Below are 19,446 nucleotides of genomic sequence, written 5' to 3' on the forward strand. Positions count from 1 at the left end.
CCAGGCGGCACGGAGCCTACCAAAACAGCGTCAAACACCCATCCGTGGGTTCGCTGCCTTAAGTGAGGGGGCACATCCTAGATAGGGAAATGGCACATTGCAATCAACACAGCGTGTGCAATTTGTATCAAAAAGCAGGAAACCATTCCGCTGACGAACAGGACTGGCACTTTGCCACACTTCAAGGCATGCTAGCCGCCCTTCGGGCGTGCAGCTTATAGTGCGCGCCTGGAACCGGGATGCGACAGGACTACCGCACACTGCGCCGCTTGTCGCTGCGTAGCGATCACCTGCCACAGCCTCACGCAGGAACAGCGTTTGACCAATCTGACTCAGCCTTCATCCCCGCGCAAAGCCACGAGTGCGTCCGGTTCGCCCTTGCGTGGCTCGCTCAAAGGCGCGTTGGCCATCCTGGTGCTGCTGTTGCTCGCGCTGCTGTTCTGGCAGGTGTTCGAGCAGTTCCGCCATACCCAGGCCGATCGCCGCCAGCAGAGCCTGGATGCAAGTGCCGAACTGGCCAGCCAGCTCAACCTGAGCCTGGCATTGAACGCGCAAAAAGCCCTCACCCTGCTGCAACCCTACCCCGCCGCACCGGCCGTCACCGACCTGCCGCCGCTGCTCGAACACCTGCACGCACGCCTGCCCGCCCTGCGCAGCCTGGTGTGGGTGGACGCCCAGGGCGCGTTGCTGCGCGACAGCGCGGGCATCAGTGCCGACCGCAAGGCGCTCCAGGAGCTGCTGCACCTGGGCCAGGAGCGCCCGTACTACTTCAGCAACAGCGACGACAACAGCCTGGTCTACCTGCTGCTGCAGCACCCCGACAGCGACACCCGTGGCTATTGGCTGCTGCGCCTGGCCCCGGAGTACTACCAGCAACTGAGCCAACCCCTGGACCACGCCACGCCGCCGCTGTGGCTGCTGGAAAACAGCCGCACGGCCCAGGTCATCGATCGCCACGCGCCGCCGCTCGATGCGCGCGACGCCAGCATCGAGCCGCCGCAAAGCGTGCTGCTGGCGTACCTGGACAACAGCGACTGGCAACTGCGCGGCCTGTTCGATGCCGCCCACAGCCGCCAGCAACTGCTGCCGGCCTTGATCGGCAAGTGCGTGCTGGGCCTGGTGTGCGCGCTGATCCCGCTGCTGGCGCTGATCAGCATGCGCCGCCGCCACCGCGCCCTGCAGGAAGGTCGGCGACGCTATCAGGACATCTTCGAAGGCACTGGCGTGGCCTTGTGCGTACTCGACCTGTCGGGGCTGACCGAGCTGCTGGAACGCCTGCGCCTGCGCAGCACAGCCGAGCTGGCCCAGCGCCTGGCCCAGGATGTATCGCTGCGCCACAGCCTGCTGGGCGAGCTGAAGGTTACCGAAGTCAATCAGGTGGCCCTGCAACTGCTGGGCGCCGGCTGCTGCGAGAGCGCCTGGCAGCGCCTGATCGAAGGCCACTCGCCGGGCGCCGAAGGGGTGGGCATGCAGTTGGTCGAGGCAGTGGTGCAGGACCTGCGCCTGCTGGAGCTGGAAGTGCGGCTCAGCGACCCCCAGGGCCAGGACCAGCACCTGTGGCTGATGGTGCGCTTCCCCCAGGCACGGCGTGACTACCAGGCCGTGATCCTGAGCATCAGCGATATCACCAGCCGCAAGCGCGTGGAGCTGTCGCTGCTGGAGCGCGAAAGCTTCTGGTCGGACGTGGTGCGCACCGTGCCCGACCAGCTGTACGTGCAGGATGTGCACAGCCTGCGCATGATCTTCAGCAACCGCCACCTGGGCCAGACCCTGGGCTATTCGCGCAGCGAGCTGGCGCAGATGGGCGAGTACTTCTGGGAAGTGCTGCTGCACCCGCAGGACGCCGAGCTGTTTCGCCAGATGCGCCAGCAGCAGCGCCAGAGCGGCTATGTGGAGCAGTTGCATTGCCAACTGCGTTTTCTTCACCACGACCAGAGCTGGCGGCGCTACGACATTCGCGAACAGGCCCTGACCCGCGACCCTGACGGTACGGTGCTGCGCATCATCGGGGTGGGCAAGGACGTCACCGACCAGATCGAGGCGAGCGAATCGCTGCGCGACAGCGAGCAGCGCTACCGCATGCTCGCCGAGAGCATCAGCGACGTGATCTTCTCCACCGACCCGCAGTTGCAGCTCAACTACGTCAGCCCTTCGGTGCAGACGGTACTGGGCTACGACGTGCCGTGGATCTTCGCCAACGGCTGGCAGTCGACCATTGCCAACCCGGCGCAGCTGACCGGCGTGTTCACCCTGTTCGAACGGGTCAAGCGGGCCCTCGAGGAACCCGCCGCGCTGGAGCGCCTGCGCACCGAGGTGACCACCCAGCTGTTCCTGTTCGACTGTCTGCGCGCCGACGGCCGCAAGATCCCGATCGAGCTGCGCGTGGTACTGGTGTGGGACGAGCACAACCATTTCGAGGGCATCCTGGGCGTCGGCCGCGACATCAGCCAGCAACGCCGCGCCGAGAAAGACCTGCGCATGGCCGCCACGGTGTTCGAGCATTCCACCTCGGCGATCCTGATCACCGACCCGGCCGGCTACATCGTGCAGGCCAACGAAGCCTTCAGCCGGGTCAGCGGCTACGCGGTGAGCGACGTGCTCGACCAGTTGCCGAGCCTGCTCACCGTCGACGAACAGCAGGAAGCCCACCTCAACTACGTGCTCAAGCAACTGCACCAGCGCGGCACCTGGGAAGGCGAGGTCTGGCTCAAGCGCCGCAGCGGCGAGCACTACCCGGCGTGGGTCGGCATCACCGCGGTACTCGACGACGAGGGTGACCTGGCCAGCTACGTGTGCTTCTTCACCGACATCAGCGAGCGCAAGGCCAGCGAACAGCGCATTCACCGCCTGGCCTACTACGATGCCCTGACCCACCTGCCCAACCGCACGCTGTTCCAGGACCGCCTGCACACCGCGCTGCAGCAGGCCGAGCGGCAGAAGGCCTGGGTGGTGCTGATGTTCCTGGACCTGGACCGTTTCAAGCCGATCAACGACTCCCTGGGGCATGCCGCGGGCGATCGCATGCTCAAGGACATGGCCGAACGCCTGCTCGACTGCGTACACGACGACGACACCGTGGCACGCATGGGCGGCGACGAATTCACCTTGCTGCTGCAACCCAAGGCCACCCGCGAAATCGCGCTCAACCGCGCGATCCACGTGGCCGAGCAGATCCTGGGCAGCCTGGTGCGACCGTTCGTGCTGGAGAACCGCGAGTTCTTCGTCACTGCCAGCATCGGCATCGCCCTCAGCCCGCAGGATGGCAGCGAGCTGAGCCAGCTGATGAAGAACGCCGACACCGCGATGTACCACGCCAAGGAGCGCGGCAAGAACAACTTCCAGTTCTACCAGGCCGACATGAACGCCAGTGCGCTGGAGCGCCTGGAGCTGGAAAGCGACCTGCGTCATGCGCTGGAGCAGAACGAATTCATCCTCTACTACCAGCCGCAGTTCAGCGGCGACGGCAAGCGCCTGACCGGTGCCGAGGCCCTGCTGCGCTGGCGCCACCCGCGCCGCGGGCTGGTGCCGCCGGGCGACTTCATCCCGGTGATCGAGGAACTGGGGCTGGTGGTGGACGTGGGCGACTGGGTCATCAGCGAAGCCTGCCGCCAGCTCAAGGCCTGGCACCAGGCCAAGGTGCGAGTGCCGAAGGTGTCGGTGAACATTTCGGCGCGCCAGTTCTCCGATGGCCAACTGGGCACGCGCATCGCCACCATCCTGGCCGATACCGGGCTGCCGCCGGCGTGCCTGGAGCTGGAACTGACCGAAAGCATCCTGATGCGCGAGGTCAACGAGGCGATGGTGATCCTCGACAGCCTGAAGAATCTGGGGCTGAGCATTGCGGTGGACGACTTCGGCACCGGCTACTCGTCGCTCAACTACCTCAAGCAGTTCCCCATCGACGTGCTCAAGATCGACCGCACCTTCGTCGACGGTCTGCCCGAGGGCGAGCAGGATGCGCAGATCGCCCGCGCCATCATCGCCATGGCCCACAGCCTGAACCTGGCGGTGATCGCCGAGGGTGTGGAGACCCATGAGCAACTGGAGTTTCTGCGCGAGCACGGCTGCGACGAGGTGCAGGGCTACCTGTTCGGGCGGCCGATGCCGGCCAATCAGTTCGAGGCGCAGTTCAGCAACGAAACGTTGTTCATGTTCGAATGACGCATCGCGGGTCAAGCCCGCTCCCACAGGATGTTCTCGGCCCCCGAGAGCGGATACCAGACCTGTGGGAGCGGGCTTGACCCGCGATAAGTTCACACCGAGCCTGAATGAGCCCCGCTTGTCTGCGACATGATGCCCTTTCATATGCCAGACAAAAGCCGATGAGGTAGAATGCCCGCCTATTTCAGCACGATCCTTGAGGACCGCCATGTTCAGCCGTGATTTGACCATTGCCAAGTACGACGCCGATCTCTTTGCCGCCATGGAGCAAGAAGCTCAGCGCCAGGAAGAGCACATTGAGCTGATCGCTTCGGAAAACTACACCAGCCCTGCGGTGATGGAAGCTCAAGGCTCGGTACTGACCAACAAGTACGCCGAAGGCTACCCGGGCAAGCGCTACTACGGTGGCTGCGAATACGTCGACGTGGTCGAGCAACTGGCCATCGACCGCGCCAAGCAGCTGTTCGGCGCCGACTACGCCAACGTGCAGCCGCACGCCGGCTCCCAGGCCAACGCTGCCGTCTACCTGGCCCTGCTGTCGGCCGGTGACACCATCCTGGGCATGAGCCTGGCCCACGGCGGCCACCTGACCCACGGCGCGGCCGTGTCGTCCTCGGGCAAGCTGTACAACGCCATCCAGTACGGCATCGACGCCAACGGCCTGATCGACTACGACGAAGTCGAGCGCCTGGCGGTCGAGCACAAGCCGAAAATGATCGTGGCCGGTTTCTCGGCCTACTCGCAGGTGCTGGACTTCCCGCGCTTCCGCGAAATCGCCGACAAGGTCGGTGCCTACCTGTTCGTCGACATGGCCCACGTGGCTGGCCTGGTCGCCGCTGGCGTGTACCCGAACCCGGTACCGTTCGCCGACGTGGTCACCACCACCACCCACAAGACCCTGCGCGGTCCACGTGGCGGCCTGATCCTGGCCCGTGCCAACGCCGACATCGAGAAGAAGCTGAACTCCGCCGTATTCCCGGGCGCCCAGGGCGGCCCGCTGGAGCACGTGATCGCGGCCAAGGCGATCTGCTTCAAGGAAGCGCTGCAGCCTGAGTTCAAGGCCTACCAGCAGCAAGTGGTGAAGAACGCCCAGGCCATGGCCGGCGTGTTCATCGAGCGCGGCTTCGACGTGGTGTCGGGCGGTACTGAAAACCACCTGTTCCTGCTGTCGCTGATCAAGCAGGAAATCTCCGGCAAGGACGCAGACGCTGCCCTGGGCAAAGCCTTCATCACCGTCAACAAGAACTCCGTGCCAAACGACCCACGCTCCCCGTTCGTCACTTCCGGCCTGCGCTTCGGCACCCCGGCCGTGACCACTCGCGGCTTCAAGGAAGCCGAGTGCAAGGAACTGGCGGGCTGGATCTGCGACATCCTGGACGACCTGAACAACGAAGCGGTGATCGACGCCGTTCGCGAGAAGGTCAAGGCCATCTGCGCCAAGCTGCCGGTGTACGGCAACTGATCGCAGGTACCTGATGTGAAAAAGCCCGGCTCCCAGCCGGGCTTTTTTGTGGCATCGCGGGTCAAGCCCGCTCCCACAGGATTTCATAGCCCTCCAGATGGGTAGTAAACCTGTGGGAGCGGGCTTGACCCGCGATGGGCCCTCAGGGGCGACCCAAGGCCTCGAACCCCTCGCGAATCTTCGCCTCGGGCAGGTCATCGGCAATGAACACCATCACACTCTCGCGCTGTTCGCCTTCGGCCCACTCGGTATCCCAGTCGAAGCCATAGAGCTTCAGCACGCCCTGAAACACCAGCCGCCGATCCTCGCCAGCAATGTTCAACACGCCCTTGTAGCGCAATAGCTGCTTGCCATGCGCCTCCAGCAATTGGTTCATGAACTCGCTCAGCCGGTCGATATCCAGCGGCACATCGGTACGCAGCACCATGCTGGAGACCCGGTCCAGGCTGTTGCCCGCCGCCACAACAGGCCGCAGGTTGAGGCTGGCGTTGAGGTTGAACCCGCGCACATCCAGCATCTCGGCCAGGTCGATCCTGCCGTTGTCCACCACACGGATCGGCGCACGTCGGTTGATCCGCGCCAGGCGCTGGCTCAAAGCCTCGAACGCGGCCGCATCGACCAGGTCGGTCTTGCTCACCAGCAGGCGATCGGCAAACCCGACCTGGGCCTGGGCGATGGTCTGGGTCAGGTGCAGGTCGGCATGCGCGGCATCCACCAGGGTGATGATGCCGTCGAGGATGTAGCGCTCGCGCAGCTCTTCGTCGATGAAGAAGGTCTGCGCCACCGGTGCCGGGTCGGCCAGGCCGGTGCACTCGATCACCAGCCGGTCGAAGGCGATTTCGCCGCTGTCCAGACGCTCCAGCAGCAGGAACAGCGCCTTGGTCAGGTCGGTGTGGATGGTGCAGCACACGCAGCCGTTGGCCAGGGTCATGACCTGCACCGGTTCGTCGCCCAGCAGTTGGGTGTCGATGCCGGCGTCGCTGAACTCGTTTTCGATCACGGCGATTTTCAGGCCGTGCTCGGCCTTGAGCAGGTGACGCAGCAAGGTGGTCTTGCCGGCCCCCAGAAAACCGCTGAGCACGGTGACGGGAATGGGTTGCACGGAAAATCTCCTGAACACTGAAATGACTGTGGGAGCCCGGCTGCCCGGGCTCCCACAGGTTTGTCACACGCGGGCGGTGCCGTCTTTCAACAGCACTTGGGCCCGCCCTTGCCGCCGTAGCGCGCCTCCTGGCGTTCCCGGAAGAACTCCTCGTAGGTCATCGGCGGCAGGTCGGGGTGCCGGGTTTGCATATGCTCGACGTAATTGTCGTAGTCGGGCATGCCGACCATCAGGCGGGCTGCCTGCCCCAGGTACTTACCCAGTCGACCGAGATCGTTGAACATGTCTGCAATCCTCTTGGTTTACGCGTCCGGCAAGGCCTGGAACGGCGATTCCTTGTCGGTACGTTCTTTCTTGTTCAAGGCGCGGATACCGACCTTGAGCGCGAAGAACAGGATGCTGAACACCACGAACAGGAACAGCGCGGTCAGCGTCGCGTTGGTGTACGCGTTGAAGATCACGTGCTGCATCTGCGCGATGTCCTTGGCCGGGGCCAGTACCTGACCGGCGTCCAGCGCCGCGCTGTACTTGTTGGCCAGGGCCAGGAAGCCCACCGCCGGGTTCGGGTCGAACAGCTTGATGAAGCCTGCGGTGGTGGTGCAGATCAGCAGCCATACCGCCGGCACCAGGGTGACCCACATGTACTGCTGGCGCTTCATCTTGATCAGCACCACGGTGCCGAGCATCAGCGCGATACCGGCCAGCATCTGGTTGGAGATGCCGAACAGCGGCCACAAGGTGTTGATGCCACCCAGCGGGTCGATCACGCCCTGGTACAGCAGGTAGCCCCACAACGCCACACAGCCGGCGGTGGCGAGCAGGTTGGCGCCCCACGACTCGGTGCGCTTGAGCGCCGGCACGAACGAGCCCAGCAGGTCCTGCAGCATGAAGCGCCCGGCACGCGTACCGGCGTCTACCGCAGTGAGGATGAACAGGGCTTCGAACAGGATCGCGAAGTGGTACCAGAACGCCATGGTGTTTTCACCCGGTAGTACCTGGTGCAGGATCTGTGCGATACCCACCGCCAGGGTCGGCGCACCACCGGCACGGGCCAGCACGGTGTGCTCGCCGATGTCCCGGGCGACCGCCTCGAGCTGCTCGGGGGTGATGGCAAAGCCCCAACTGCTGACTGTCTGCGCCACCGACACCACGTCGGCACCGACCACCGCGGCCGGGCTGTTCATGGCGAAGTACACGCCCGGCTCGATCACCGAGGCGGCAACCATGGCCATGATCGCAACGAACGACTCCATCAGCATGCCGCCATAGCCGATGTAGCGGGCGTTGACTTCGTTGTCCAGCAGCTTGGGCGTGGTGCCCGAGGAGATCAGCGCATGGAAGCCCGATACCGCGCCACAGGCGATGGTAATGAACAGGAACGGGAACAGGGTGCCCTTCCACACCGGGCCGGTGCCGTCGGTGAACTGGGTCAGCGCCGGCATCTTCAGCTCGGGCGCCAGCACCAGGATGCCGATGGCCAGGGCAATGATGGTACCGATCTTGAGGAAGGTAGAGAGGTAGTCACGCGGCGCCAGCACCAGCCATACCGGCAGCACGGCGGCGACGAAGCCATAGCCCACCAGCATCCAGGTGATCTGCACGCCGGTGAAGGTGAACGCCGGGCCCCACACCGGATCGGCGGCCACCAGGCCCCCCAGCCAGATGGACAGCAACAGCAGCACCACACCGATCAGCGAGATCTCGCCGATGCGGCCCGGGCGGATATAACGCATGTACACGCCCATGAACATAGCGATGGGGATGGTCGCCATCACCGTGAACATGCCCCATGGGCTTTCGGCCAGGGCCTTGACCACGATCAGCGCTAGCACCGCAAGGATGATGATCATGATCAGGAAGCAGCCGAACAGGGCGATGGTGCCGGGAATGCGGCCCATTTCCTCACGCACCATGTCGCCCAGCGAGCGACCGTTGCGGCGGGTGGACAGGAACAGGATCATGAAGTCCTGCACTGCACCGGCCAGTACCACGCCGGCGATCAGCCAGAGCGTACCGGGCAGATAGCCCATCTGCGCAGCCAGTACCGGGCCCACCAGCGGGCCAGCGCCGGCGATGGCCGCGAAGTGGTGACCGAACAGGATGTGCTTGTTGGTCGGCACGTAGTCCAGACCATCGTTGTTGAGCACCGCCGGGGTGGCCCGGCGCGGGTCCAGCTGCATCACCTTGGTGGCGATGAACAGACTGTAGTAACGGTAGGCGACCAGGTAGAGGGCTACCGAGGCAACCACAATCCACAAGGCGTTGATCGCTTCGCCACGGCGCAGGGCAACCACACCCAGCGCACAGGCCCCCAGGACTGCCAGCAGCAGCCATGGTATATGGCGTAGCAGGCTATTATTGTTGTTCATGGTTTGCTTCCAGCTAGTGGATATGAAAGACCGCCCATCGAGTCTAGGGCGAGTCTTGGCGCATTGCCATACTTGCTTTGGTCTAGAGCCTGCAGGCCCGCCCACAGTCTCGTTATGCGCGTTCGCGATCATGCTGGCAAGCCCTGAGCTATAGTCAGTCAGGTTCCAGCCAGGTTCTACTGCAAAGGGCCTTCACCATGAGCGATCACCCAGAACGCCGGCGCTTCCAGCGCATACCCTTCGACGCACCGACCGAACTGCTCCAGGGCGAACGACGCTGGCCGGTCAACCTGCTCGACCTGTCGCTCAAGGGCCTGCTGATCGAGGCGCCCAACGCCTGGGACGCCGACCTCGAGCGGCCGTTCGCTGCGCAGATACGCCTGGGTGAAGAGGCGCTCGTCACCATGACGGTGGAACTGCGCCATGTCGACGACACCCAGCTGGGGTTTATCTGCGAGCACATCGACCTCGATTCGCTGGAGCACCTGTGCCGCCTGGTGGAGCTCAACCTGGCCGATCGCACCGAACTGGAGCGCGAATTCCATCAACTCATCGACATTTGAAATCTTTTAGCCCGCTACCGACCTGACCCCGCCCCGCCTTCCTGTCCACCCAGACAGCTTTCAAACAGCCGTTCATGCCACCGGACCCAGCCCTGGCGGGCCTGGTGCTGCGTGTTGGAACGATAACTGCATCCACGCCTGCACCCAAACCAATGACCTGACTGTTCCTGTGCCAATCTAAAAATTGTATACAATTGTTCTGGCAATGAATGGCACGAGTTGTCTACAGTAGCGCCACAACAATAAAACAGAGAACCTGCTCCCATGACTACGTCCTCCCCCGACACGTCCACGGCATCACGTCCTGAAGACGAGAACCTGGGGCTCGGCGCCAACCTGGCGTACGGGCTGCAACACGTACTCACCATGTACGGCGGTATCGTCGCGGTACCGCTGATTCTCGGCCAGGCGGCCGGCCTGGGCCCGGCCGACATCGGCCTGCTGATTGCCGCATCGCTGTTTGCCGGTGGCCTGGCGACCCTGCTGCAGACCCTGGGCCTGCCGTTCTTCGGTTGCCAGTTGCCGCTGGTACAGGGCGTTTCGTTTGCCGGCGTGGCCACCATGGGCGCGATTCTCAGCAGCGAGGGCGGCGGCGGCCTGCCGGGAGTGCTGGGCGCGGTGATGGCGGCCTCGTTGATCGGGTTTCTGATCACCCCGGTGTTCTCGCGCATCACCAAGTTCTTCCCGCCACTGGTGACCGGCATCGTGATCACCACCATCGGCCTGACCCTGATGCCGGTCGCGGCGCGCTGGGTCATGGGCGGCAACAGCAAGGCACCGGACTTCGGCAGCATGTCCAACATCGGCCTGGCGGCGGTGACCTTCCTGATCGTGCTGATACTGAGCAAGCTGGGCAGCGCGGCGATCTCGCGGCTGTCGATCCTGCTGGCGATGGTGTTCGGCACCCTGATCGCCTGGTCGCTGGGCATGGCTGATTTCAGCAAGGTGCTCGAAGGTCCGCTGGTGGCCTTCCCTACCCCGTTCCACTTCGGTATGCCGACCTTCCATATCGCGGCCATCCTGTCGATGTGCATCGTGATCATGGTGACCCTGGTGGAAACCTCGGCCGACATCCTCGCGGTAGGTGAGATCATCGACACCAAGGTCGACTCCAAGCGCCTGGGCGATGGCCTGCGTGCCGACATGGCCTCGAGCATCCTGGCGCCGATCTTCGGTTCGTTCACCCAGAGCGCATTCGCCCAGAACGTCGGCCTGGTGGCCGTGACCGGGGTGAAGAGCCGCTACGTGGTGGCCACCGGTGGCGTGATCCTGGTGGTGCTGGGCCTGCTGCCGATCATGGGCCGGGTGATTGCCGCCGTACCGACCTCGGTACTGGGTGGCGCGGGGATCGTGCTGTTCGGCACCGTGGCGGCCAGTGGTATCCGCACGCTGTCCAAGGTGGACTACCGCAACAACATGAACCTGATCATCGTGGCCGCCTCACTGGGCTTCGGCATGATCCCGATTGCCGCGCCCAACTTCTACGCGCAGTTCCCGAACTGGTTCGAGACCATCTTCCACTCCGGCATCAGTTCGTCGGCGATCATGGCGATTCTGCTGAACCTGGTGTTCAACCACTTCAAGACCGGCAACTCCGATCATCAGTCGGTGTTCGTGGCCGCCTCCGAGCGCACGCTGAACTACTCGGACATTTCGGGGCTGCGTGACGGCGACTACTTCGAAGACGGCAAGCTGTTCGATGCCGAGGGCAAGGAGATTCCGTTGCTGGAGAAGGATGAGCATGGGGGGCAGATAGTGAGGCGAGAGACGGTGGCTGAGCATTGATAGTGCTCGGTTGATGAGGAAGGGCTGGTGACGTGCACCGGCCCTTTTTGTGTGTGCCTGTTGGCCATCGGAAAGCGACTGAATGTGGGGGCACCGAGACGGGAAGGCCTGACGGCACAAGCATGGTCTCTCTGTGATCATCCGCGCCCTCGATACCCCTTCAAAGGACGCACACATGGCACGTATGCCCGGCCACCCTGTTGTTCCTCGTACCGCTCGCCTGCTGGACGCGGCCCTGACCGTCATGGGCTGCATGCCGGCAACGCGCTGGCCGACAGTGCCGACCTATCCCAGGCGCTGGCGTCGATGCTGAGTCCGGCCTGGTTCATCACGTCCATGGCACCGCAGCCAATGTGGCCGATGTCACACAGGTCGCCGAGCTGTTGCATGGCGAAGAAAGCACGGTGTATGCAGACGCCGGATACACCGGTGTCGAGAAGCGCGAAGAGCATGAAAGTCGTGAGTAATCTGGCAAGTCGCCGCGCGCCGCAGCGCGTATTCCAAGCTGAACAAACGCAGCCTGCTTTACAAAGCCAAGCGCAAAATTGAGTACTGCAAAGCTCAGACACGGGCCAAGGTTGAGCATCCGTTTCGGGTGATCAAACGGCAATTTGGTTACGTGAAAGTGCGCTTTCGAGGGCTGATGAAGAACACGGCTCAGTTGACCACGCTGTTCGCTCTGTCGAACCTGTGGATGGCTCGAAAAAAGCTAATGAGTATGGGCGAGTTACGCGCGTAACACGGAAGAACGGGCGACAAAGCCCTCAAAACGCTGTGCCTGGGACTTTCTTTCGGCAATCAGCGCTACGCGCCGCAGAATGCTTGGCCTGCCGCCGCTTTTCGGCAAGTTGATCGGAGTATCCTTGGGTGATCCCGATAACAACCGCCAGGCTTCGGAACAGGATTACCAGCCATATCCTTTAAGGTACCCGTAATATCACTATTCTTGAAATTATTAAGAATATTGTCAATTTTTCCGACAGCTCTTTTTTGGCCTTGACTCAGCGTAGCCAGAGTGTCTGCAGCCCCTTTTGCACCGTCAAGCTTTAATTAAAACGAACTCCAATAGCGTATCAGGGTCTGAAATCGTACTTAGGAAGTACTTGGCCGATTTTCTAGACTCAGCCGGGAATAGCTCTCCGGCAGTCATAGCCAGGGCAGAAAAATCCGCAATACAATCCATGTCAGGCACTCTTTTATCTCCAATGACTTTAAACCCCTCGATTCCGAGTACGGCTGCATCGTGTTCATCGCAAAAAACTAGTAATTTATGCCCATCAATTAAGTTAAATAACGGCGTTTCACCCCAAAACCTAGTGGGCTCCGGCCCCGCACCCAGAAATACAAATTCGTTCATTACATTTAGCCCCATGGCGCGACCCAATTTTTATCATTCTTATCCGATATCTGCACGATCGCACCAGTCCGGTCATTCCGCACAACGTAAGAACCATCTTTGGCTACATAACCAGTTGCGGGATCATTGAGTCTGGTACCAGAAGCCGGATCGAAATCTCGCCATCCAAATATTGCATCACCCCTCTACAATCGACAGGCATTGATCAGACACAATAAGACCAAGTCCACAACCACCAAAATCCAGGTATATCCCAACGTAACCTTCGTCAACATTCTTAATTCTGTACCCGTACACGGCCAAAATCTCTAACCCCAAAAATTATCTAGACCATTTAACGATCTAATCGGTTAGGCAAAATCATCACTAATTGCTGACAACTCTAGCCATTGCCCTGGCCGAGCGCGCGGTACTCGCTTCCGCTATAGCTGTAGGTGAAGTTCCACCAGCCCCACGGCAGGTTGTAAAACAGCACGCCGTTCTTCGAACCGACAGCGTGGTCACTGACCACATCGTGGCCACCGCGCAGCACCAGTTGGTCGGCCAGGCCCAGCGGGCTGTCCCATTCGAAGCCCAGGTTGACCTGCTGCTCGCCGGTGCTCTTCTGACCGTTGTTGTTGCGCGAGATCGCTGCGCGCCAGGGTTTCTGTGCGGTATTGCGCACCAGCACGGTACTGCCTCCTACGGCAGCACCGGGGCTCAGTTCCATCTGTGCTTTGTTCGACAACAAGCGATTGAGCTGGTCGACCATCTGTTCGATTTCACGCAGGTTGACCGGTTCGCCTTCACGGCCAGGAAAGGTCATGCCCAGCTCGCGTGCGGACAGCTGACTGTCATCGGCACCGCGCAGACCTTCCAGTCGCCCTTCCACCACCAGCACCTGCAGGTGTCCTGAGGACAGGTCCTGTTGCGGCAGGTAGGCGCGGCTGGTCACCCAGCCCTTGTCGATGTAGAGGTTGGTGATGGCTTTGAGCACTTCATTGAGCTGGGTAACGCCCAGGCACTGGCCGATGTAGGGCTGCAGCACGCGGCTGCGCTGGGCGCTCGAGAGGCTGTCGGCGCCCTTGAGCTCGATGGTGTCGATCTGAAAGCAGCGGGCATCGGCCGGCGCCGGTGCAGTCTGGGTAGGGGCGGTGCTGCCAGGCAGCTCCTTGAGTTCCTGCAGGCGCCGCTGCTGCTCTTCAAGCAACCGCCCCTGACGCTCGCGAATCAGTTCCTGGTCCCCCGGCAAGCTCGCGGCCGATACAGGGCCAGCAAGGATGCCCAACAACAGCCAGAAGCAGGACAGCTTTGTGCCAGATACCAAAAACGCCATCTTCCCATCCCTGGAAGCAAAAAACGAAGGCGCGATAGTAGAGAGACAGAACAATGGCGTCAATTTGCCATCATGGCAAATTGATTACATTTTATTCAAACAATGCATCCAGCGCCTGCTCCAGGCGCGTCACCGCAATCACCTGCAGCCCCGGCGGCGCTTCCTTGGGCGCGTTGCCCTTGGGCACGATGGCGCGCTTGAAGCCGTGCTTGGCGGCCTCCTTCAGGCGCTCCTGCCCGCTCGGCACCGGGCGCACTTCACCGGACAGGCCCACCTCGCCGAACACCAGCAGGTCGTGTGGCAGCGGGCGGTTGCGCAGGCTCGACATCACCGCCGCCATCAAGGCCAGGTCCGACGCGGTCTCCAGTACCTTGACCCCGCCCACCACGTTGAGAAACACGTCCTGGTCGTGGGTGGGGATGCCGCCATGGCGATGCAGCACCGCCAGCAACATGGCCAGGCGGTTCTGGTCCAGGCCCAGGGTCACACGGCGCGGGTTGGCCATGTGGCTTTCATCCACCAGCGCCTGCACCTCCACCAGCATCGGCCGGGTACCTTCCCAGGTGGCCATCACCACGCTGCCCGGCACTTCCTCCTGGGCACGGGTCAGGAAGATCGCCGACGGGTTGGAGACTTCCTTGAGGCCGCGGTCGGTCATGCCGAACACGCCCAGCTCGTTGACCGCACCAAAGCGGTTCTTCACCGCGCGCAGCAGGCGCAGGCGACCGTCGGACTCGCCCTCGAAATACAGCACGGTGTCGACCATGTGTTCCAGTACCCGCGGCCCGGCCAACGCGCCCTCCTTGGTCACGTGGCCGACCAGGAAGATCGCCGTGCCGCTCTGTTTGGCATAGCGCACCAGCAAGGCGGCACTCTCGCGTACCTGCGACACGCCACCGGGCGCCGACTGCAACTGTTCGGTGAAGATGGTCTGGATGGAGTCGATCACCATCACCTTGGGCTTTTCGACCCGCGCGGTGGCAATGATGGTTTCGATGCAGGTCTCGGTCATCACCCGCAACTGATCCTGCGGCAGGCCCAGGCGACGGGCACGCATGGCCACCTGCTGCTGGGATTCTTCCCCGGTGACGTACAGCGCCGGCATGCGCGTGGCAATGTTGCACAGGGTCTGCAGCAGGATGGTGGACTTGCCGATGCCCGGGTCACCACCAATCAGTACCACCGATCCATCGACCAGGCCGCCACCGAGCACGCGGTCCAGCTCGGCGCTGGCGGTGCTGAAACGCGGGATCTCCTCGACACTGACCTCGGCCAGGGTCTTGATCTGCGCCTGTTGCCCGGCCCAGCCGGTGCGCCCGGCAGGCGCCGCAGCGCCGCCACTTTCGATCATGGTCTCGACCAGGGTGTTCCACGCGCCGCATTCGCCGCACTGGCCCGCCCACTTGGGAAAGGTCGCGCCGCACTCGGTGCAGCCGTACATGCGCTTGGCCTTGGCCATGGGGCAGTCTCCTGGAAAAAGGGGCCATGATAGCCGAGCCGACCCAGCTGCGGGGCGCCGCCTGGGCGACAAAACTATTCGGCATAGCCGGGGTCTTTTACTGCAACGCGGAGCATGAAGCGCATAGCTGATTTACACTGCGATGACCAATCTCATCTGTTACAGGGAATAAACCATGGGCGTGATCAGTGAATTCAAGGCCTTCGCGGTCAAGGGCAACGTGGTCGACATGGCCGTCGGTATCATCATCGGCGCCGCGTTCGGCAAAATCGTTTCATCGTTTGTTGGCGATGTGGTGATGCCACCCCTGGGCCTGCTGATCGGTGGAGTGGACTTCAGTGATCTGGCGGTGGTGCTCAAGGCGGCCGAGGGCGACGCGCCGGCGGTAGTGCTGGCCTATGGCAAGTTCATCCAGACGGTGATCGACTTTCTGATCGTGGCCTTCGCGATCTTCATGGGCGTGAAGGTGATCAACCGGCTCAAGCGCGAAGAAGCGGTGGCCCCGACCCTGCCGCCGGTACCCACCAAGGAAGAAGAACTGCTGGGCGAAATCCGCGACCTGCTCAAGGCGCAGAACCAGCAGCCCTGAACCGGGCCTGCCTGACCGTAACGGCGCCTTCGGGCGCCGTTGTGCTGTCTACCAGTAGTTTTCCACCGCCACCTGGCCCGGCCGGCGGCTGAGGCTCAGCTGAAGATCACGTGCCTTGAGCACCTGGCGGGTGTCGTCGATCATCTGCGGGTTGCCGCAGAGCATCACCCGCGAATGTTCGGGGGTCAGCGCCAGGCCGGCCGCACGCTCCAGTTCACCGTTCTCGATCAGGGTGGTGATACGCCCGTTCAGCGCACCCGGGTGTTGCTCGCGGGTGACCACCGGAATGAACTGCAGCTTGCCCGCATGTTCGGCCAGGTAGTCGCGCTGCTCCAGGCCGGCGATCTCCTGCTGATAGGCGAGCTCCCTGGCTTCGCGCACCGAATAGACCAGCTTGATGGTGTCGAACCGCTCCCAGGCTTCGAAGTCCTGCAGTATCGACATGAAGGGCGCAATGCCGGTACCGGTCGCCAGCAACCACAGGTCCCGCCCGTCGGCGAAGCGATCGAGGGTCAGGAAACCGAACGCCTGGCGGTCGATCAACAGTTGGTCACCCTCGCGCAGCCGGCTCAGCTCACTGGTGAACTCGCCGCCGGGCACGACGATCGAGAAAAAGTCCAGGTACTCGTCGAACGGCGACGAGACCATCGAGTACGCCCGCCACACCACGCTGCCATCGGCACGGGTCACGCCCAGGCGAGCAAACTGGCCAGCCCGGAACCGAAAACCGGGATCACGGGTTACGCGCAGGCTGAACAGGTTGGGGGTCAGCGGCTGGACATCGAGCAGGGTCTGGCGGGTGAACTTCTCCGCACTGGCAGTCATGGTGTGCTCCACAATTCAGGTAAACACAGTGTCGCGCAAAGCTGACGGGATAAACACCGCCGCGATGTAATGGCATTACGCTCATGTGTTTCAACCACGTAACAAAGCATGTAACGCGGGTTGTACAACCTTATTTTTATGTAGAGCACTGGAACATTTCTATAGCAAAAAAAACCTAGAACAACGTGCGATTTTTCCTACACTCGATCCAGGGTGACTAATTGTAAAGGTGCACGGAGGCTCAAATGCCATATTGGAAGCAGGAGCAATTGCAACAACTGACGCAGGAGGAAAACCAGCAACAGATGTTTGCCACTGCACTGTCACTGGCCGAGCAACTGGACATGGAGTTTCTGGCATACCGCCTGAACGGCAGGACGGTCGCCGAAGGCCCGCAGGTCATGATGTTCAACAACTACCCGGCCGAATGGAACGAGCTCTACAAGAAGAACGAGTACGAGCGCATCGACCCGGTGCTTGTGCATTGCCATCATTCGAACATGCCGGTGCTGTGGTCCCCGCAGTTGTACAGGCAAGCCCCCGAGTTGCGACAGACGGCGTGCGAACATGGCCTGTGCCATGGTTGGAGCCAGGGCACCCAGGACCTGCGCGGCAACGAAAGCGTGCTGTGCGTATCACGCCGGCAGGGCGAAGTGAGCATGGCGGAACTGTACGAAAAGTCGGCCCAGACCCTGTGGCTGTGCAACCTGCTGCACACCCTGATGGTTGCCAAGTTGCATCCGCCCAAGGCCCGTTTGCAGGCACTCTCGCCCCGGGAACGCGAGGTGCTGCAGTGGACCGCTGCCGGCAAGACTGCCGAAGACATCAGCTGCATCCTCACGCTGTCCAGAAGCACGGTCAATTTTCATATCCGCAGCATCACCAGCAAACTCAACACCACCAACAAGACCAGCGCGGTCGCCATCGCCACCCAGTACGGGTTGATCTGAGGTTCTGCTCGCCAACACCCCCCCTCCCCACCTGCAAAAACGCTGTAGAATCTGCGCCCGTCCAGCGCCAAGCCCCAGCGCGCGCGCCAAAGCCCAGAGCCCTACGCCATGCCCCTGTTGATCACCCCCTTCGCCGAGCTCGAGCTGCTTCGCCAGCCCGAATACGCCAACGACCCCTTGCAGGCCTTCGACGCTGCCGACGAGTACCTGCTCGAACACCTGGCCGCGCAGGCGCTGCCTGCCACGAGCCGGGTACTGGTACTCAACGACAGCTTCGGCGCGCTGGCCATCAGCCTGCGCGCCCATGCCCAGGTGCTGGGCAGCGGCGACTCCTACCTGGCCCGGCTGGCACTGGAGAAGAACCTGGTGCGCAATGGCCAGGCATTCGACAGCGTGCCCTTCATCGCCGCCAGCCAGCATTGGCAGGGGCCGTTCGACCGGGTGCTGGTGCGCGTACCCAAGACCCTGGCGCTGCTCGAAGAGCAGTTGATCCGGCTGCAGGGCCAGTTGGCACCCGGCGCGCAGGTAATCGCCGGGGCGATGATCAAGCACCTGCCACGGGCAGCCGGCGACCTGCTGGAGAAGTACATCGGCCCGGTGCAGGCATCGCTGGCGCGCAAGAAGGCGCGCCTGCTGATCGCCACGGCCGAGCCCAGGGCGGCGGCAGCCTCGCCCTACCCCACCCGTTATCAACTGGAGCAACCACCGCTGGAGCTGGTGAACCACGCCAATGTGTTCTGCCGCGAAGGGCTGGATATCGGTACCCGTGCCTTCCTGCCACATCTGCCCCGCGACCTGGGCGATGCGCGGGTGGCCGACCTTGGCTGCGGCAACGGCGTGCTGGGCATCGTCAGCGCGCTGGCCAACCCGCAGGCGCACTACACCCTGGTGGACGAGTCGTACATGGCGGTGCAGTCGGCCGAGCAGAACTGGCAGGCGGCGCTGGGCGAGCGAGCCGTGACGGTGCGCGCCGACGACGGGCTGGCCGGGCAGGCACCGCAGTCCCTGGACGTGGTGCTGTGCAACCCGCCGTTTCACCAGCAGCAGGTGGTGGGGGACTTTCTCGCCTGGCGCATGTTCCAGCAGGCACGCGAGGCACTGGTGGTGGGCGGGGCGCTGTACATCGTGGGCAATCGGCACCTGGGCTATCACAGCAAGCTGGCGCGATTGTTCCGGGGAGTGGAGCAGGTGGCAGCCACGCCGAAGTTCGTGGTGCTCAAGGCGCGCAAGTAGGCCGGGTACGGAGCCGACACCTGCGCCAGGCGGCCGAGACAGGCAAAAAAAACCCTGCGCAGCTCACGCGGCGCAGGGTGTAAACCCGCCCAGGGCGGGATGGGAAATACCTTGGCTCAGTGGGTACTCAAGCCCGCCGCCGCCATGAACATCCGCATCAGCCAGGCCACCACGGCCAGGCTTGCCACGCTCACTGCCCAGATCAGCAGCAGCCAGCCCAGGCGCTGCATCAGCGGCTTTTTCTCCGGTTCGAAGGTGTCTTTGCCAGTCATTGCC

16 protein-coding genes and 2 pseudogenes are annotated in these 19,446 nt (G+C 62.8%); 8 read left to right on the plus strand and 10 right to left on the minus strand.

Features of this window, described 5'->3' with window-relative positions:
• Positions 1-318: 318 nt before the first annotated feature.
• Positions 319-4,161, plus strand: coding sequence for a bifunctional diguanylate cyclase/phosphodiesterase (locus tag DN387_RS23525; protein WP_054916572.1), 3,843 nt, complete (start codon positions 319-321; stop codon positions 4,159-4,161).
• Positions 4,162-4,369: 208 nt separating this feature from the next.
• Positions 4,370-5,623 carry a serine hydroxymethyltransferase gene (gene glyA, locus DN387_RS23530; RefSeq protein WP_043860563.1) on the plus strand — a complete coding sequence of 418 codons (1,254 nt, stop codon included), beginning with the start codon at positions 4,370-4,372 and terminating at the stop codon, positions 5,621-5,623.
• Positions 5,624-5,765: 142 nt separating this feature from the next.
• Here glyA and yjiA read toward each other — a convergent pair whose 3' ends face one another.
• From yjiA to DN387_RS23545, 3 genes are all read right to left on the minus strand, one after another.
• Positions 5,766-6,725 carry a GTPase gene (gene yjiA, locus DN387_RS23535; protein ID WP_054916571.1) on the minus strand — a complete coding sequence of 320 codons (960 nt, stop codon included), beginning with the start codon at positions 6,723-6,725 and terminating at the stop codon, positions 5,766-5,768.
• An 86-nt stretch (positions 6,726-6,811) separates the two neighbouring features.
• Positions 6,812-7,009 carry a YbdD/YjiX family protein gene (locus DN387_RS23540; RefSeq protein WP_043860565.1) on the minus strand — a complete coding sequence of 66 codons (198 nt, stop codon included), beginning with the start codon at positions 7,007-7,009 and terminating at the stop codon, positions 6,812-6,814.
• A gap of 18 nt (positions 7,010-7,027) precedes the next feature.
• The gene (locus DN387_RS23545) at positions 7,028-9,094 is read right to left on the minus strand and encodes a carbon starvation CstA family protein (RefSeq protein WP_043860566.1); all 2,067 of its coding nucleotides are present in this window, start codon (positions 9,092-9,094) and stop codon (positions 7,028-7,030) included.
• Positions 9,095-9,291: 197 nt separating this feature from the next.
• Here DN387_RS23545 and DN387_RS23550 point away from each other — a divergent pair, with 197 nt between their 5' ends.
• The 3 genes and pseudogenes from DN387_RS23550 to DN387_RS23560 form a co-directional block, all read left to right on the plus strand.
• A complete protein-coding gene (locus DN387_RS23550; protein WP_054916570.1) occupies positions 9,292-9,657 on the plus strand; it encodes a PilZ domain-containing protein in 366 nt (121 codons plus the stop codon).
• Between the two features lie 264 nt (positions 9,658-9,921).
• Positions 9,922-11,442, plus strand: coding sequence for a nucleobase:cation symporter-2 family protein (locus DN387_RS23555; RefSeq protein ID WP_054916569.1), 1,521 nt, complete (start codon positions 9,922-9,924; stop codon positions 11,440-11,442).
• Positions 11,443-11,741: 299 nt separating this feature from the next.
• A pseudogene (locus DN387_RS23560) lies at positions 11,742-12,181 on the plus strand (IS5 family transposase); the annotation flags it as partial.
• 65 nt (positions 12,182-12,246) lie between these two features.
• Here the strand turns inward: DN387_RS23560 and DN387_RS26200 are convergent.
• From DN387_RS26200 to radA, 5 genes and pseudogenes are all read right to left on the minus strand, one after another.
• The gene (locus DN387_RS26200) at positions 12,247-12,456 is read right to left on the minus strand and encodes a polymorphic toxin type 28 domain-containing protein (RefSeq protein WP_156326254.1); all 210 of its coding nucleotides are present in this window, start codon (positions 12,454-12,456) and stop codon (positions 12,247-12,249) included.
• 25 nt (positions 12,457-12,481) lie between these two features.
• Complete coding sequence (locus DN387_RS23565; protein ID WP_156326252.1) at positions 12,482-12,799, minus strand: hypothetical protein; 318 nt, start codon at positions 12,797-12,799, stop codon at positions 12,482-12,484.
• Between the two features lie 5 nt (positions 12,800-12,804).
• Positions 12,805-12,972: a colicin E5-related ribonuclease gene (locus DN387_RS26205; protein ID WP_156326253.1), complete on the minus strand. Its 168-nt coding sequence runs from the start codon at positions 12,970-12,972 to the stop codon at positions 12,805-12,807.
• A gap of 212 nt (positions 12,973-13,184) precedes the next feature.
• A pseudogene (locus DN387_RS23570) lies at positions 13,185-14,114 on the minus strand (ShlB/FhaC/HecB family hemolysin secretion/activation protein); the annotation flags it as partial.
• A 91-nt stretch (positions 14,115-14,205) separates the two neighbouring features.
• On the minus strand, positions 14,206-15,573 hold the full coding sequence (gene radA, locus DN387_RS23575) for a DNA repair protein RadA (RefSeq protein WP_054916566.1): 1,368 nt from the start codon (positions 15,571-15,573) through the stop codon (positions 14,206-14,208).
• 175 nt (positions 15,574-15,748) lie between these two features.
• Between radA and mscL the strand changes: the two genes are divergently transcribed.
• Positions 15,749-16,162, plus strand: coding sequence for a large-conductance mechanosensitive channel protein MscL (mscL, locus tag DN387_RS23580; RefSeq protein ID WP_054916565.1), 414 nt, complete (start codon positions 15,749-15,751; stop codon positions 16,160-16,162).
• Positions 16,163-16,210: 48 nt separating this feature from the next.
• Here mscL and DN387_RS23585 read toward each other — a convergent pair whose 3' ends face one another.
• Entirely contained in the window at positions 16,211-16,987 is a 777-nt protein-coding gene (locus tag DN387_RS23585; RefSeq protein ID WP_043860573.1) for a ferredoxin--NADP reductase, read from the minus strand.
• 245 nt (positions 16,988-17,232) lie between these two features.
• Here DN387_RS23585 and DN387_RS23590 point away from each other — a divergent pair, with 245 nt between their 5' ends.
• Both DN387_RS23590 and DN387_RS23595 read left to right on the plus strand, forming a co-directional pair.
• Positions 17,233-17,937 (plus strand): autoinducer binding domain-containing protein, encoded by a 705-nt coding sequence (locus tag DN387_RS23590; RefSeq protein ID WP_054916564.1) that lies wholly within the window; start codon positions 17,233-17,235, stop codon positions 17,935-17,937.
• Between the two features lie 108 nt (positions 17,938-18,045).
• Entirely contained in the window at positions 18,046-19,170 is a 1,125-nt protein-coding gene (locus DN387_RS23595) for a methyltransferase (RefSeq protein ID WP_043860575.1), read from the plus strand.
• 116 nt (positions 19,171-19,286) lie between these two features.
• Here the strand turns inward: DN387_RS23595 and DN387_RS23600 are convergent, their stop codons facing one another.
• Complete coding sequence (locus DN387_RS23600) at positions 19,287-19,442, minus strand: DUF2474 domain-containing protein (protein ID WP_043860576.1); 156 nt, start codon at positions 19,440-19,442, stop codon at positions 19,287-19,289.
• Positions 19,443-19,446: the final 4 nt, after the last annotated feature.

The organism is Pseudomonas sp. FBF18 (assembly GCF_024261405.1).
Classification (GTDB): Bacteria; Pseudomonadota; Gammaproteobacteria; order Pseudomonadales; family Pseudomonadaceae; genus Aquipseudomonas; species Aquipseudomonas palmensis.